Here is a 14,617-nt window from a genome sequence, read left to right as displayed (position 1 = left end):
TCTCTAAACCGGCAAATCAATCAGCAGCGCGCGCAGGGGCGTATCCGCCACCAGGGTGATATTCGCTTCATCACGAATAAACGCCCCGTCACCGCAGGTGAGTGCTTCTTTCTCTTCCGTGTGTGTCACCGCATGCACCGTACCGTGAATCGACTGCAGATAGGCGCGTGGACCGTGAAGCTGGAAGCTCGCCTGTTCACCTTTCTTCAGTTCGATGTGGTGCAGCCACACCTGCTGACGCAGTTGCAAACTGCCTTTGCTGCCGTCCGGCGACGCAATCAGCTGCTGTTTATCGTCCGTTAAATCTATCTTCTGCACCAGCGGATTTTCCCGCTCAGGGCAGGCGTCCAGCCACAACTGCATGCGGGTCAGCGTTTTGTCTTTGCTGAGGTTATGCTCGCTGTAGCTGATGCCCGGCTGCGTGGAAATTAACAACGCTTCGCCAGCCTTTGCCTGGACATGATTGCCCTCGCTATCGCGGTATTCTGCCTCGCCTTCCAGGATCAGGTTCAGGATATCGACTTTCGGATACGTACGCGGCTGGAAGGAGGCGCCCGGAGCGAGCACTTCCTGGTTCAACACGCGCAATGAAGCGTAACCGAGGAGTTTAGGGTCAAAGTAGTGTCCAAAGGAAAAGGTGTAGCGGGCCTGCAGCCAACCGAAATCGGCTTGTCCGCACTGTTTAGCTGTTCTTGTCGTAATCATAAACTTGACCTCTCTTTACACTAAAACAATGGTAAAGGTATGGACGCTGCATTGTTAGCCAGATATTCTGCCCGGTATGTTCAAATTTCCTGAATGAGAACGAGATGGCTAAAGAGAGAGCATTGACGCTTGAGGCGCTGCGCGTCATGGACGCGATTGACCGACGCGGCAGTTTTGCTGCGGCGGCAGATGAACTGGGGCGCGTTCCGTCTGCGCTGAGCTACACCATGCAGAAGCTGGAGGAAGAGCTGGACGTGGTGCTGTTTGACCGCTCCGGCCATCGAACAAAATTCACTAACGTTGGCCGCATGCTGCTGGAACGCGGTCGTGTGCTGCTGGAAGCGGCGGATAAACTCACGACGGACGCCGAAGCGCTGGCGCGCGGCTGGGAAACCCATCTGACGTTAGTTACCGAAGCGCTGGTGCCGACTGAAGCGCTGTTCCCGCTGGTGGACCGCCTGGCTGCGAAAGCCAATACGCAGCTGTCGATTATAACCGAGGTGCTGGCAGGGGCGTGGGAGCGTCTGGAAACGGGCAGGGCGGATATTGTTATTGCGCCGGACATGCACTTCCGTTCTTCGTCAGAAATTAACTCCCGCAAGCTCTATAGCGTGATGAACGTTTATGTCGCCGCGCCTGATCACCCGATCCATCAGGAGCCGGAGCCGCTTTCGGAGGTTACGCGCGTGAAGTATCGTGGCGTTGCGGTAGCGGATACCGCCCGTGAACGTCCGGTGTTAACGGTACAGCTGCTGGATAAACAGCCGCGTTTAACCGTCACGTCGCTGGAAGATAAACGTCAGGCATTGCTGGCTGGGCTGGGTGTGGCGACGATGCCTTATCCTTTTGTTGAAAAGGACATTGCGGAAGGGCGGCTGCGCGTTGTCAGCCCGGAATACACCAGCGAGGTGGATATCATTATGGCGTGGCGACGCGACAGCATGGGCGAAGCCAAATCCTGGTGCCTGCGCGAAATACCAAAACTTTTTGCCCACCACAATAAATAAAATCGTAGGCCCGGTAAGCGAAGGCGCCACCGGGCTCTGATTTACATGCCAGCTTTCGGATCCGGACCAAAGCGGTTTTCACCCGGCGTGCCGTTCTGACAGTTAAAGACCAGGATCACAATCCAGCCCACGATCGGGATCAACAGCAGCAAGAGCCACCAGGCTGAACGATCGGTATCGTGCAGGCGTCGGAACTGAACCGCCCAGGACGGCAGCATAATAAACACGCCATAAATCGTGGTGAGAATGCCTTCTCCCCCGGCACGCTCCCAGCCCAGAATTTTGTCCACAATACTCAACACCAGGGCGAGGATGAAGTTCACCAGAACGAACATCCAGTACTCTTTGCGGCGGGCGCGGCCACCAAATCCAATGTAGTTGCGCAGTACGTTTAAATACCAGTCCATTTTCCTTGCCTCATTAGTCAGTCAATCACTTGTTTTCTAAGCGATCGAGGTAAGGATAGATGGAGATTGTGAATTAAAAAAGGGCATTTACCCGTCATACTTCAAGTTGCCTGGGCGTTGGCTTTCCTCGCTCACCCCAGTCACGTACTAATGTACGCTCCTGGGGATTCGCTGCGTCGCCGCCTTCATGCAACTTGAATTATTTTGGGTATTGATTGATGCCCTGAATATTTATCCAAAACGGACGTCGCGCCCGTGAGGTTCATCCAGATCCTGCCATGGCCCAATGGAGATGATGCCCGTTGGGTTAATCGTCTTGTGGCTGCGGAAATAGTGGGTGCGAATATGGTCGAAGTCGACCGTTTCGGCGATACCCGGCATCTGGTAGATATCGCGCAGGAAACCATACAGGTTCAGATAATCGCTGATGCGGTGTTTATCACACTTAAAGTGGGTGACGTACACCGGATCAAAACGCACCAGCGTCGTCCACAGGCGGATGTCCGCTTCCGTCAGTTGGTCGCCCGTCAGGTAGCGATGTTGGCCGAGGATCTGCTCCAGGCGCTCCAGCGATTCAAACACCTTTCCAACCGCTTCGTCATACGCTTCCTGGCTGGTGGCAAAACCGGCCTTGTAGACGCCGTTGTTTACATTGTCGTAGATCCAGCCGTTCAGCTCGTCAATTTTATCGCGCAGCTCGACCGGGTAATAATCACCGGCGCGGGCACCGTGGGCATCAAACGCGGTGTTGAACATGCGGATGATCTCCGCCGATTCGTTGCTGACGATCGTTTGGTTTTTCTTGTCCCACAATACCGGTACGGTGACGCGTCCGGTGTAGTGTGGATCGGCGCGCAGGTAAAGCTGGTAGAGAAAATCGTGGTGATAAAGGTCGTCACCGGTGGCGGCAGGGAAATCACTGTCGAACGTCCAGCCGTTTTCCAGCATCAGCGGGTTCACTACGGAAACCGGAATTAAAGATTCGAGACCTTTGAGTTTGCGCACAATCAGCGTGCGGTGTGCCCACGGGCAGGCGAGAGAAACATAGAGATGATAACGGTCTTTTTCTGCCGCGAAGCCGCCTTCGCCGCTCGGGCCAGGTGCGCCGTCGGCGGTCAGCCAGTTACGGAAGGCCGAAACAGAGCGCTTGAAGCGACCCCCGGTGGATTTGGTGTCATACCAGACATCCTGCCAGACGCCGTCTACGAGTTGTCCCATTTTTTTCTCCTCCGTCAGATAGCAAAAGCGAGGAGATATCTCCTCGCTTTGGGTTCAATCAGTATAGCTTGCTTACCACTTCTTATTCAGAAGGCGGTCGATGCTGTATGCGCCTGGGCCAGTGATGGCCAGCAGCAGGAAGCCACCCGCGATGGTCAGGTTTTTCATGAACATCAGAGAGTTCACGCCTTCCGCAAAGTTGCTGTGGAACAGGAAAGCTGTCAGCAGGGTGAAGCCTGCGGTGAACAGCGCGGTGGTACGGGTCAGGAAGCCGAACAGCACTGCCAGGCCGCCGCCGAACTCAAGCAGGATGGTCAGAGGCAGCAGGAACCCCGGCACGCCCATGGCTTCCATATATTGCTGGGTACCCGCGTAACCGGTAATTTTTCCCCAACCTGCCACGATGAACAGAATTGGCATCAGAATACGTGCTACCAGTACACCAACATCTTCTAATTTTTTCATTTTACTCTCCAGGAAACCACATAAGCGGCTGAACTTTATTTGTCTGCAATTCCGGGTAGATACCGCGGCTCTGCTGTCGATGGAGAGGATAATAAACGGGGCGGGGGACAATTGTTAGCAAGGAAAACTGTCAATCTTTATCAAAGATATTGAGTAAGAGGGCAAGCGCTCTGGTGCCCTCACCCACAGGGTTGAGGGATCCCCACAAATAATGCCGGCAAAGACGACTCCCTCTCCCTTGAGGGAGAGGGCTGGGGTGAGGGGGAACATACAGCTCTGGTGGTCATTCCGTTCACTTTACGTTCCTTGCTACTTTGTAACGTCATAACCTGTGAACGTGCCAGGGTGGCTCAATCGCCACCACCCTGGCAACCCGGGCTCCCGGCGGTAAATCGCCGCTGCGCGGTACCTTCGGCTAATTCCTTCCGGCTTGTCGGGGACGGGCGGAGGTAACATCCCTGTAAGGCCCGCCCTCTCGGCGCATCCATGCGCCTCGCCCCGGCCGGAAGGCAAACGCCTCAGCGATTTACAGCCGGACCAGGGCGGCGCTGTAAGTCATTAATTATCCTGAAACAACATTCATCGCTTCCGGTAAAAAAATTACTGGGGATTCCTCAGCCCACAGGGAGAGGGCGCAAAAACAAAAAACGGTAACCTGAGTTACCGTTTTGCTTTTATCACCGCAGCTGCTGCTGCCGCAACGTTGCTTTCACCAGACGCCAGGCGCTCCAGGCACCAAAGCCGCGACGTGCCCAGCGGATCAGCATATTAGGATGACGAACAGTCCAGATAGCCATCACGCTGCTGCCCACCAGCGCCCAGGAACGCAGGCTCAGGAAGGTGTTCCAGCCCCGGTCAAACGGACGTGTTGCCTCGATCCAGTCGCGACGACCGGCGGACAGATCCAACCGTTGCTGTTGGATCTGGCTTAGCAGATACGCTTTTCGCTTTTGACGTTCGGCTTTATCGCTCACGGCTTGTCATCCTCCAGCAGCGAACGATCGTTAGCCAGCTCCTGGCGCGTGTGGCGCAGGAAGGTGGACCTGCGTGCTTTACGCATTGTCCAGATGCCGCCAATCAATGCCGCAACCAGTAACACCACCGTGGTGGCGATCATCGCGTTAAGACGATACTGCGGGTCGATAGCCCAGATGATTAATACCATCAGGCTCATCAGACCGAACGCGGCGAAGAGCATGGTGAGCCCGAGCATGAGCAGCATCTGGAAGAGATTGGCTTTCTCCTCTTCCAGTTCAACCACTGCCAGCCGGACGCGCGTTTCGGCAATGCCGACCAGCGTGGTTAATATACGCTGGCCGATACCGAGGACGTTATTAGCAGGCCCTTGTGCGTGACGAGGATCTTCCATAATCAACGACGCGTCAGCAGGACACCCAGCACTACACCAACGGCAGCGCCAATACCCACACCCGTCCACGGATTGTCGCGAACATATTCGTCAGCGCGCGCGGCGGCTTCACGGGTCTGTTTAGCTAACGCATCGCCGGTTTCACCGAGGCGATAACGGCTCTCTTTCAGCGCCTGCTCCGCTTTGCTGCGAAGTTTGCTGACCTCTTCTTTCGACTTATCAGCAGAAGAGCTAAGTACCTCTTCCAGGGTGTCCGCCAGTGATTTCAGTTCAGCGCGCAGATTTTCTGACGTAGTATCTTTTGACATGATTCTCTCCTGTTGAGATTTCCGTTAACTCAATAATCGCGAGCTTCCAGCGCTTTCAGGTCGTCCTGCGCTTCTTTCAACTTCTTCTCGCGCTTGGCAATTTTTTCCGCATCCCCTTTCTCTTTCGCTTCCTGCAGGTCTTGACGGCGCTCGGCTATCTCGTCCTTCTGTTCAGCGATTTTTTTCTGGTGATCGGCACGCAGCTTGCTGTCGGAACAGTTGGCTTTCACTTCGCTTAACGCTTTCTTCAGGCCATCAACGCGGTGCTGATTATTATGCTTTTCGGCATAACCGATCTCGCGCTGAATATCCTGTTCTTTCTCCTGACAGAGAGAGGTGGCGTATGAAGCTGTGCTTAAAGACAAAAGGGCCAGAGCCAGGGTAATGCGGAATTTCATTATCGAAACCTTCCATTGTGTTACGGCGTGAGCCGTGATCCAGAACTGTGCGGAGAACATCTGAGGGGTGCTCCGCGTACTTAAGCATAGTAAGTAAACGGCGTAATCACCAAAGTAAGTGAAAAGATTCGGAATCCTGGTAATTAACCAAACCGATGCGACGTATCGCGTAGCAGCGACATCCAGGAGGCAACATGGCTGTCGTCTTCCTGCTGCGCAATGATATAACCCTGCGGCAGCGTTCTGTCGAGCACGGCTTTTGCCGCTGCACTCTGCGCGCTGGAGTCAAATTTTATCAGCAGCACGTCGTCTTGCGGCGTAATGCTTTTAAAGCGGATCCCGTTGGCGTCCAGATGATGCCAGATGGAAAAACCATCCGGCACGCTGGCGCCCTGATTCACCGGACGTATTGCCAGCGTCGATTCCTGATGCTGCAGCGCAGCCCATGCCAGGATCAGGACACTGAACATCATCAGCGCGATCATGGCGTAAGAGACGCGACGCAGGGCGAGCGGGGAGATAACCATGGTTAACCCCTGGCGCCGTATTTCTTTTTCCACAGGACAACCAGCGAGCCCACCAGGCCAAAGACCAGCAGGACCACCGGTAACAGCATCAGGCAGGACATCAACTGATCTTCATACTTCATGAAGACCGGGGTTTTGCCCAGCGCGTAGCCCAACGTGGTGAGGATCAGTACCCATAACAGGCCGCTCATCCAGTTAAAGAACTGGAAGCGGGTACTGCTCAGACCGGACAGCCCGGCGATGGTGGGAAGCAGAGTACGGACAAAAGCGATAAAACGGCCCATCAGCAGCGCCGAAAGCCCGTGCTTATGGAAAAGATGGTGCGCGCGCTGGTGGTAATGCGCCGGAAGATGCGAAAGCCAGTTTTGTACAATCCGCGTGTTGCCCAGCCATCGCCCCTGAATGTAGCTCACCCAGCAGCCCAGGCTGGCCGCAATGGTTAACAGTAATACGGTTTGCGGGAAGGCCATCGCCCCTTTCGCACAGAGTACACCTACCAGCACCAGCAGACTGTCGCCCGGTAAAAAAGCAGCAGGAAGCAGTCCGTTCTCAAGGAACAGAATCATAAACAGGACAAAATAAAGCATGCCAATCATGGAAGGGTTGGCCAGCGTTTCGAAATCCTGAGCCCACAGGGCATTCAGTAGTTGGGTCAAAAGTTCCATTCAGTGTTCCTGGAAATCGGTTAACGTCACGCCTGTAATCCGGGAAAAACAGCACGGCGACATTGTTGTGATTTCATTATGGTCGCTCGCGGACACATTGGTGTGTGGCCAACACTGTTCCCTGTTAATTGGCTGGTTAGCAAGCACTAACTTACAAAATAACGAAGTGAATCCAATTGTAACAAAGCCCGAGGTTCTGCGTCACAGAATTTGCAGGGGTGAAGTGATTTTGGCGTAAGGCCTGGAAGGGAGCGAGGGATTTTACAAAGGCTGACACTATATATGTTTTGCTTACCCCTGTTAGCCATCAGGCGCAGCGAAGCGCCTGCCAGCAGAAAGGGAGACTATTTTGCCTGACTGGATGCGGTATCGAGATGAACCACGGGATTATCGGCAAAAAGATAGCGGTCAGCGTTAAATTCGAAGTCGTCGCTGGTCTCGTTGAACAACATCAGTTTGGTGTTTTCCAGATGCTGCCACATCGCCAGTTTTGCCGCATGCGGATCTTTGCGAATCAGCGCTTTAAGGATTTGATCGTGATCGTCGCACCAGTTATCCACGGTGCGCGAATCGATATGATCGTGCAGTTTCTTCCAGTACGGGTTATGAACGCGCTGAGTCCACATTTTTTCCACGATTGCGGCCAGCGCCGTATTCTGCGTGGCCAGCGCCACCTGGACGTGGAATTGAAGATCCCATTCTGAATCGCGGAAACATTTTTCTTTACGCGCGTTTTCCTGGATCTCCATCAGCTTCATGATGTCCTGCTTGGTGACCTGCGTAGCGGCGAATTCGGCAATATTACTCTCGATCAGCTGGCGAGCCTGGAGCAGCTCAAACGGACCGTAGCTGGCAAATTCCAGATTTTCGTCCGGTGCCGGGGAGTGTTTTGCCTGGTTGGAGATAACATGAATGCCGGAACCTTTGCGTACCTCAACATAGCCTTCCACTTCCAGCATGATGATGGCTTCGCGTACGACCGTACGGCTCACGCTCTTTTCATCCGCAATAAAGCGCTCAGCGGGAAGTTTATCACCGACAAGATAGACGCCTTGCTCGATGCGATCTTTCAGCTCGGCAGCAAGTTGTTGATATAAACGACGTGGTTCGGTGATTTCCATATGCGCTCCAGGCAGGGTACGGCGGATGATTTGTTATACCACTTTTGCGAGCCAGTCTCCAGATTTCGCCATGAAAAAAGCCGCCCGGAGGCGGCTTTTGAGAGGATTTTGCCGGGTGGCGCTGCGCTTACCCGGCCTACGATTTTATTGGGTTTTGTAGGCCGGGTCAGGCGAAGCCGCCACCCGGCACAGCGATGCTAACTCTGCGTAGCGGGTTTCCCAAGGGACTCTTTTGCCAGCTCCTCTGCCGATTTGCTTTTCAGCACCGTCCAGATAACCACCGCCCCCATCAGGTCGAAGATAGCCAGCACCGCGAACAGCGGGCTAAAGCCAATGGTATCTGCCAGGGCACCGACCACCAGCGCAAACATGGTGCTAGCGGTCCATGCCGCCATACCGGTCAGGCCGTTGGCCGTTGCCACTTCGTTACGACCGAAGACGTCAGACGAGAGCGTAATCAGCGCGCCGGACAGAGACTGGTGCGCAAAGCCACCAATACACAGCAGGGCGATAGCCACATATGGGCTGGTGAACAGGCCGATCATGCCAGGGCCGATCATCAGCAGGGCGCCCATGGTGACGACCATTTTACGGGAGACAATCAGGTTCACCCCAAACCAGCGCTGGAACAGCGGTGGCAGGTAGCCGCCTACGATACAGCCCAGGTCTGCGAACAGCATTGGCATCCAGGCGAACATCGCGATCTCTTTTAGGTTAAAGCCGTACACTTTAAACATGAACAGCGGGATCCAGGCGTTGAAGGTACCCCAGGCCGGTTCTGCCAGGAAGCGCGGCAGGGCGATACCCCAGAACTGACGGGTGCCCAGGATCTGCCAGACGCTCATTTTTTTGCCGTTGTTGGTCTGATGCTGAGATTCCTGACCACCAATGATGTATTCACGTTCTTCTTCAGAGAGTTTTTTCTGGTCGCGCGGGTGTTTATAGAACACCAGCCACGCCATTGCCCATGCAAAGCTCAGTACGCCAGAGATAATGAACGCCATCTGCCAGCTGTGCATCACGATAGCCCAGACCACCAGCGGCGGCGCAATCATCGCGCCGATAGACGAGCCGACGTTAAAGTAACCTACAGCGATGGAACGCTCTTTTGCCGGGAACCATTCGGAGCTTGCCTTCAGGCCCGCCGGGATCATGGCGGCTTCAGCCGCACCGACTGCACCACGCGCCAGCGCCAGGCCGCCCCAGCTGCCTGCCAGTGCGGTTGCACCGCAGAAAATCGCCCATGCTACGGCGAAGAAGGCATAGCCGATTTTGGTACCCAGAATATCCAGAACATAGCCTGCAACAGGCTGCATGATGGTATAAGCCGCGGAATAAGCCGCAATGATGTAGGAGTATTGCTGCGTGGTAATGTGCAACTCTTCCATCAACGTTGGAGCCGCTGCTGCCACTGTGTTACGCGTCAGGTAGCCCAGCACGGTGCCGAGCGTCACCAGTGCAATCATATACCAACGTAACCCTTTAATTTTACGCATGTAAAACCTCATCGTTATGTTATTTCCGTGCCAGAACACGGTAACAACTCAACCGTTGCCGGGAGTTGTTCAGTAACGGGAGGGGCATAACCGGGAGATGTCCCGGAACGGCCCGAACCTTGCCATAAGTCATCGTGCATAAGTCGGTTTCCGTACCGTTAAATCTGATGTTCTTGACACCAGCAATGCATTCCGTCGGCGTAGTGTTTGCGACGGCGAAACGATAACTTGTCATACAACTTTAAAAGGTGAGTGACATCACAAATGTGTGAATCTTTGTAGGGATATTCCGCGGTGCGAGCAAAGCCAGTATTGGCGCGGCTTGTGAGAGGGTTTACTCCATTTGGGGTAATTTTTTTGTCGACGTTTATTGATCTGACTCACGAAAAAAACTTCAGCGGGTGGAAATTGGTGTGATAACTTTGCAGCATATGAACATACGCTTTCTGACGCTCCCGTAATGAGGAAGACGATAATGACGCCGTTTATGACCGACGATTTTCTGTTAGATACTGAATTTGCTCGCCGCCTGTACCACGACTACGCAAAGGACCAGCCAATTTTCGACTACCACTGCCATTTACCGCCGCAGCAGGTTGCCGAAAATTACCGATTCAAAAACCTGTATGATATCTGGCTGAAGGGTGACCACTATAAATGGCGCGCGATGCGCACCAACGGCGTCGCTGAGCGCCTGTGCACCGGCGATGCCACCGATCGCGAGAAGTTTGACGCCTGGGCGGCCACCGTTCCGCATACCATCGGCAACCCGCTATACCACTGGACGCATCTTGAACTGCGTCGTCCGTTTGGCATCACCGGTAAACTCCTTTCTCCCGCTACTGCGGATGAAATCTGGGATCAATGCAACGCGCTGCTGTCGCAGGAACAGTTCTCCGCACGCGGCATCATGAAGCAGATGAACGTGAAGATGGTCGGCACCACCGACGATCCTGTCGATTCGCTCGAGCACCACGCCGTCGTTGCGAAAGACACCTCTTTCGACATTAAAGTGTTGCCAAGCTGGCGCCCGGATAAAGCCTTCAACATTGAGCAGGCCACCTTCACTGACTATATGGCGAAGCTGGCGGAAGTGTCCGATACCGATATTCGTCGTTTTACTGACCTGCAAACCGCGCTGACCAAACGCCTGGATCACTTTGCGGCGCACGGCTGTAAAGTCTCTGACCACGCGCTGGACGTGGTGCTGTTTGCCGAATCAAACGAAGCCGAGCTGGACAGCATCCTGGCGCGTCGTCTCTCCGGCGAAACGCTGAGCGAGCATGAAATTGCCCAGTTCAAAACGGCGGTGCTGGTGTTCCTCGGCGCGGAATACGCCCGTCGCGGCTGGGTACAGCAGTACCATATCGGCGCGCTGCGCAATAACAACCAGCGCCAGTTCAAACTGATCGGTGCGGATGTGGGCTTCGACTCCATCAACGACCGTCCGCTGGCGGAAGAGCTGTCCAAACTGCTGAGCAAACAGAACGAGCAAAATCTGCTGCCAAAAACCATCCTCTACTGCCTGAACCCGCGCGATAACGAAGTGCTGGGTACCATGGTCGGCAACTTCCAGGGCGAAGGGATGCCGGGCAAGATGCAGTTCGGCTCCGGCTGGTGGTTCAACGATCAGAAAGACGGCATGGAGCGTCAAATGACGCAGCTGGCGCAGCTTGGCCTGCTGAGCCGCTTTGTCGGCATGCTGACCGACAGCCGCAGCTTCCTGTCCTATACCCGCCATGAATACTTCCGCCGCATTCTGTGCCAGATGATTGGCCGCTGGGTGCACGCGGGCGAAGCGCCAGCGGATATCCAGCTGCTGGGCGAAATGGTGAAAAACATCTGCTTTAACAATGCGCGTGACTACTTCGCCATTGAACTGAACTAAGGCCGTCTGAGGTTGATATGCAATACATCAAAATCCATTCTCTGGATAACGTGGCCGTCGCGCTGGCGGATTTGACCGAAGGAACGAACGTCACGTTCGACGGTCAGTCGGTCACGTTGCGCCAGGCCATTGGGCGTGGACACAAGTTTGCCCTGATCCCCATTGCGAAAGGGGAGAACGTGGTGAAGTACGGTTTGCCCATCGGTCATGCGCTGGCGGATATTGCACCGGGTGAATATATTCACTCCCACAATACCCGCACCGATCTGAGCGATCTGGACGAGTACAGCTATCAACCTGATTTCAAGGCGGAAGCCGGGCAGGCGGCAGATCGTGACGTGCAGATCTACCGTCGCGCCAGCGGTGAGGTGGGGATCCGCAATGAACTGTGGATCCTCCCGACCGTCGGCTGCGTGAACGGGATTGCGCGTCAAATTCAGACGCGTTTCCTGAAAGAGACCAATGATGCCGAAGGTACTGACGGCGTGCATTTGTTCAGCCATACCTACGGCTGCTCGCAGCTGGGCGACGACCATATCAATACCCGCACCATGCTGCAAAATATGGTGCGCCACCCGAATGCAGGCGCGGTGCTGGTGATTGGCCTTGGCTGCGAGAACAATCAGGTTGACGCTTTCCGCGATACGCTGGGGGAATTCGACCCTGAGCGCGTGCATTTTATGGTGTGCCAGCATCAGGACGACGAAGTGGAAGCGGGCGTGGAGCAGCTTCACCAGTTGTATGAGGTCATGCGCCACGACAAGCGCGAGCCGGGCAAGCTGAGCGAGCTGAAGTTTGGTCTGGAGTGCGGCGGGTCTGATGGTCTTTCCGGCATTACCGCCAACCCGATGCTCGGCCGCTTCTCGGACTATGTCATCGCTAACGGCGGCACCACGGTGCTGACCGAAGTGCCGGAAATGTTCGGCGCGGAGCGTATTCTGATGAGCCACTGCCGCGACGAAGAGACGTTTGAGAAAACCGTCACCATGGTGAACGACTTCAAACAGTACTTCATCGCCCATAATCAGCCGATTTATGAGAACCCGTCGCCGGGCAACAAAGCGGGCGGGATTACCACGCTGGAAGAGAGATCTCTCGGCTGCACACAGAAAGCGGGCGCGAGCCAGGTGGTGGACGTGCTGCGCTACGGCGAGCGCCTGAAAACGCACGGGCTGAACCTGCTCAGCGCACCGGGCAACGATGCGGTCGCCACCAGCGCGCGGGCGGGAGCGGGGTGTCATATGGTGCTGTTCAGTACCGGTCGCGGTACGCCATACGGCGGGTTTGTGCCGACGGTGAAAATCGCCACCAATAGCGAGCTGGCGACAAAGAAAAAACACTGGATCGACTTTGATGCGGGCCAGTTGATCCACGGCAAAGCGATGCCGCAGCTGCTGACGGAGTTTGTGGACACTATTGTGGAATTTGCGAACGGTAAGCAGACCTGTAACGAGAAGAATGACTTCCGCGAGCTGGCGATTTTTAAGAGTGGTGTGACGCTGTAAGCAGGGGGCGGGCTGGTGCCCTCACCCTGGCCCTCTCCCACGGGGAGAGGGGACAAACACTAAAAAACGGCAACCTCAAGGTTGCCGTTTTGCTGTTAACCTCGCAGGGCATTCTTCGCTAAACGCGCGTCTTCCGCCTGACAGGCCGCTGCGGTAAACAGCACGTCGGTAGAGGAGTTCAGCGCGGTTTCGCAGGAGTCCTGCAGCACGCCGATGATAAAGCCGACGGCCACAACCTGCATCGCGATCTCGTTCGGGATGCCAAACATATTACACGCCAGCGGGATCAGCAGCAGCGAACCGCCCGCCACGCCCGATGCGCCACAGGCACACAGCGACGCCACCACGCTCAGCAGCAGTGCGGTCGGCAGATCCACCGGAATACCCAGCGTATGCACCGCCGCAAGGGTCAGCACGGTAATAGTGATTGCTGCGCCCGCCATGTTCACGGTTGCACCCAGTGGGATCGACACGGAATACGTGTCGCGGTCCAGGTTCAGCTTCTCTGCAAGCGCCATGTTGACCGGAATGTTCGCCGCCGAACTGCGGGTGAAGAAGGCGTACACGCCGCTCTCGCGCAGGCAGGTCAGCACCAGCGGATACGGGTTGCGGCGGATCTGCCAGAACACCAGCAGTGGGTTAATGACCAGCGCGACCAACAGCATACAGCCAATCAGCACGATCAGAAGCTGTGCGTATCCCCACAGGGTTTCAAACCCTGTGGTTGCCAGCGTGGAGGAGACCAGACCGAAAATCCCGATTGGCGCAAAACGAATAACAATTTTTACCATAAAGGTCACGGCGTTCGACACGTCGTTAACCAGGTTTTTCGTGGTCTCGTTGCCGTGACGCAGCGCGAAGCCCAGGCCAATCGCCCAGACCAGGATGCCAATATAGTTTGCATTCAGCAGGGCATCAATCGGGTTAGTGACCATGCTCATCAGCAGGCCGCGAAGCACTTCGACAATGCCGGACGGCGGAGTGATATCACCGGCCGCGCTGGTCAGGTGCAGCGTGGACGGGAACAGGAAGCTAAACACGACGGCCGTTAAGGCCGCAGAGAAAGTTCCCAGCAGATACAGGAACAGAATAGGGCGAATGTTGGTTTTTTGTCCGTGCTGGTGGTTAGCGATTGACGCCATCACCAGCATCAGAACCAGTACCGGTGCGACGGCCTTCAGTGCACCAACAAACAGCGTTCCCAGCAGGCCGGTGGCGATAGCAGCAGGTTTTGACACCAGCGCCAGCAGGATCCCGAGTACCAGTCCTACCAGAATTTGTTTAACCAGGCTCCCCTGCGCCAGGCGCGCAAAAAGCCCCGTTGATTGTGTGCTCATACATTATTCCTGAGTGAAATTGCGTTCCATTCCGAATGTGCTCTAAGTCACATTTATGTCCGGATGTAAGTAAATGTTTGCCTGGTCGAGTATAGGGAATGCGCGAAAGGAGGGAAGCGTAAAATGCTGGATTTTACGTGGTACGTCATGTTTTTTAACTATTGCTTAACGAAAATGCCGGGTGGCGCTGCGCTTACCCGG

The 14,617-nt window shown here is 55.2% G+C and carries 16 protein-coding genes; 3 read left to right on the top strand and 13 right to left on the bottom strand.

What is annotated here, in order from left to right:
- Nucleotides 1–3: 3 nt before the first annotated feature.
- A complete protein-coding gene (locus ENTMO_RS0121160) occupies nt 4–705 on the bottom strand; it encodes a pirin family protein (RefSeq protein WP_010435898.1) in 702 nt (233 codons plus the stop codon).
- A 104-nt stretch (nt 706–809) separates the two neighbouring features.
- Here ENTMO_RS0121160 and yhaJ point away from each other — a divergent pair, with 104 nt between their 5' ends.
- Entirely contained in the window at nt 810–1,712 is a 903-nt protein-coding gene (gene yhaJ / locus ENTMO_RS0121155; protein WP_003862655.1) for a DNA-binding transcriptional regulator YhaJ, read from the top strand.
- Between the two features lie 41 nt (nt 1,713–1,753).
- On the opposite strand, the gene ENTMO_RS0121150 is transcribed toward yhaJ, so the two are convergent.
- The 11 genes from ENTMO_RS0121150 to ENTMO_RS0121100 all read right to left on the bottom strand — a co-directional run bounded on the left by ENTMO_RS0121150 (nt 1,754) and on the right by ENTMO_RS0121100 (nt 9,686).
- Nucleotides 1,754–2,119 carry a DUF805 domain-containing protein gene (locus ENTMO_RS0121150; RefSeq protein ID WP_010435895.1) on the bottom strand — a complete coding sequence of 122 codons (366 nt, stop codon included), beginning with the start codon at nt 2,117–2,119 and terminating at the stop codon, nt 1,754–1,756.
- 231 nt (nt 2,120–2,350) lie between these two features.
- Complete coding sequence (locus tag ENTMO_RS0121145) at nt 2,351–3,337, bottom strand: glutathione S-transferase family protein (protein WP_010435894.1); 987 nt, start codon at nt 3,335–3,337, stop codon at nt 2,351–2,353.
- Nucleotides 3,338–3,409: 72 nt separating this feature from the next.
- Nucleotides 3,410–3,802 (bottom strand): DoxX family protein, encoded by a 393-nt coding sequence (locus tag ENTMO_RS0121140; RefSeq protein WP_010435893.1) that lies wholly within the window; start codon nt 3,800–3,802, stop codon nt 3,410–3,412.
- 677 nt (nt 3,803–4,479) lie between these two features.
- Nucleotides 4,480–4,776: a YqjK-like family protein gene (locus tag ENTMO_RS0121135; RefSeq protein WP_010435892.1), complete on the bottom strand. Its 297-nt coding sequence runs from the start codon at nt 4,774–4,776 to the stop codon at nt 4,480–4,482.
- Nucleotides 4,773–5,171, bottom strand: a complete 399-nt coding sequence (locus ENTMO_RS0121130; RefSeq protein WP_010435891.1) for a phage holin family protein — start codon at nt 5,169–5,171, stop codon at nt 4,773–4,775. Before ENTMO_RS0121130 ends, ENTMO_RS0121135 begins: the two co-directional genes overlap by 4 nt.
- Nucleotides 5,172–5,173: 2 nt before the next feature.
- Nucleotides 5,174–5,479 carry an ElaB/YgaM/YqjD family protein gene (locus ENTMO_RS0121125; RefSeq protein WP_010435890.1) on the bottom strand — a complete coding sequence of 102 codons (306 nt, stop codon included), beginning with the start codon at nt 5,477–5,479 and terminating at the stop codon, nt 5,174–5,176.
- 29 nt (nt 5,480–5,508) lie between these two features.
- The gene (locus ENTMO_RS0121120; protein ID WP_010435889.1) at nt 5,509–5,877 is read right to left on the bottom strand and encodes a DUF1090 domain-containing protein; all 369 of its coding nucleotides are present in this window, start codon (nt 5,875–5,877) and stop codon (nt 5,509–5,511) included.
- Nucleotides 5,878–6,020: 143 nt separating this feature from the next.
- Nucleotides 6,021–6,404 (bottom strand): EnvZ/OmpR regulon moderator MzrA, encoded by a 384-nt coding sequence (gene mzrA / locus ENTMO_RS0121115; RefSeq protein WP_010435888.1) that lies wholly within the window; start codon nt 6,402–6,404, stop codon nt 6,021–6,023.
- Nucleotides 6,405–6,406: 2 nt separating this feature from the next.
- On the bottom strand, nt 6,407–7,069 hold the full coding sequence (yqjA, locus tag ENTMO_RS0121110; protein WP_010435886.1) for a DedA family general envelope maintenance protein YqjA: 663 nt from the start codon (nt 7,067–7,069) through the stop codon (nt 6,407–6,409).
- A 344-nt stretch (nt 7,070–7,413) separates the two neighbouring features.
- Nucleotides 7,414–8,190: a transcriptional regulator ExuR gene (gene exuR, locus ENTMO_RS0121105; RefSeq protein WP_010435883.1), complete on the bottom strand. Its 777-nt coding sequence runs from the start codon at nt 8,188–8,190 to the stop codon at nt 7,414–7,416.
- Nucleotides 8,191–8,387: 197 nt separating this feature from the next.
- Nucleotides 8,388–9,686: an MFS transporter gene (locus ENTMO_RS0121100; RefSeq protein ID WP_010435879.1), complete on the bottom strand. Its 1,299-nt coding sequence runs from the start codon at nt 9,684–9,686 to the stop codon at nt 8,388–8,390.
- A 475-nt stretch (nt 9,687–10,161) separates the two neighbouring features.
- On the opposite strand from ENTMO_RS0121100, the gene uxaC reads away from it, so the two are divergent.
- On the top strand, nt 10,162–11,574 hold the full coding sequence (gene uxaC / locus ENTMO_RS0121095) for a glucuronate isomerase (RefSeq protein ID WP_010435877.1): 1,413 nt from the start codon (nt 10,162–10,164) through the stop codon (nt 11,572–11,574).
- A gap of 17 nt (nt 11,575–11,591) precedes the next feature.
- Entirely contained in the window at nt 11,592–13,079 is a 1,488-nt protein-coding gene (locus ENTMO_RS0121090) for a UxaA family hydrolase (RefSeq protein ID WP_010435874.1), read from the top strand.
- Between the two features lie 95 nt (nt 13,080–13,174).
- Here the strand turns inward: ENTMO_RS0121090 and sstT are convergent, their stop codons facing one another.
- Nucleotides 13,175–14,416, bottom strand: a complete 1,242-nt coding sequence (sstT, locus tag ENTMO_RS0121085) for a serine/threonine transporter SstT (protein ID WP_010435872.1) — start codon at nt 14,414–14,416, stop codon at nt 13,175–13,177.
- Nucleotides 14,417–14,617 lie beyond the last annotated feature (201 nt).

The organism is Enterobacter mori LMG 25706 (genome assembly GCF_000211415.1).
Taxonomy (GTDB): Bacteria; Pseudomonadota; Gammaproteobacteria; order Enterobacterales; family Enterobacteriaceae; genus Enterobacter; species Enterobacter mori.
This window is presented reverse-complemented; position numbering and strand designations above follow the sequence as displayed.

What these genes read in the sequence shown, in the direction of transcription:
- ENTMO_RS0121160 (WP_010435898.1), bottom strand. Translation starts at nt 705, where the DNA reads ATGATTACGACAAGAACAGCTAAACAGTGCGGACAAGCCGATTTCGGT.
- yhaJ (WP_003862655.1), top strand. Translation starts at nt 810, where the DNA reads ATGGCTAAAGAGAGAGCATTGACGCTTGAGGCGCTGCGCGTCATGGAC.
- ENTMO_RS0121150 (WP_010435895.1), bottom strand. Translation starts at nt 2,119, where the DNA reads ATGGACTGGTATTTAAACGTACTGCGCAACTACATTGGATTTGGTGGC.
- ENTMO_RS0121145 (WP_010435894.1), bottom strand. Translation starts at nt 3,337, where the DNA reads ATGGGACAACTCGTAGACGGCGTCTGGCAGGATGTCTGGTATGACACC.
- ENTMO_RS0121140 (WP_010435893.1), bottom strand. Translation starts at nt 3,802, where the DNA reads ATGAAAAAATTAGAAGATGTTGGTGTACTGGTAGCACGTATTCTGATG.
- ENTMO_RS0121130 (WP_010435891.1), bottom strand. Translation starts at nt 5,171, where the DNA reads ATGGAAGATCCTCGTCACGCACAAGGGCCTGCTAATAACGTCCTCGGT.
- ENTMO_RS0121125 (WP_010435890.1), bottom strand. Translation starts at nt 5,479, where the DNA reads ATGTCAAAAGATACTACGTCAGAAAATCTGCGCGCTGAACTGAAATCA.
- ENTMO_RS0121120 (WP_010435889.1), bottom strand. Translation starts at nt 5,877, where the DNA reads ATGAAATTCCGCATTACCCTGGCTCTGGCCCTTTTGTCTTTAAGCACA.
- mzrA (WP_010435888.1), bottom strand. Translation starts at nt 6,404, where the DNA reads ATGGTTATCTCCCCGCTCGCCCTGCGTCGCGTCTCTTACGCCATGATC.
- yqjA (WP_010435886.1), bottom strand. Translation starts at nt 7,069, where the DNA reads ATGGAACTTTTGACCCAACTACTGAATGCCCTGTGGGCTCAGGATTTC.
- exuR (WP_010435883.1), bottom strand. Translation starts at nt 8,190, where the DNA reads ATGGAAATCACCGAACCACGTCGTTTATATCAACAACTTGCTGCCGAG.
- ENTMO_RS0121100 (WP_010435879.1), bottom strand. Translation starts at nt 9,686, where the DNA reads ATGCGTAAAATTAAAGGGTTACGTTGGTATATGATTGCACTGGTGACG.
- uxaC (WP_010435877.1), top strand. Translation starts at nt 10,162, where the DNA reads ATGACGCCGTTTATGACCGACGATTTTCTGTTAGATACTGAATTTGCT.
- ENTMO_RS0121090 (WP_010435874.1), top strand. Translation starts at nt 11,592, where the DNA reads ATGCAATACATCAAAATCCATTCTCTGGATAACGTGGCCGTCGCGCTG.
- sstT (WP_010435872.1), bottom strand. Translation starts at nt 14,416, where the DNA reads ATGAGCACACAATCAACGGGGCTTTTTGCGCGCCTGGCGCAGGGGAGC.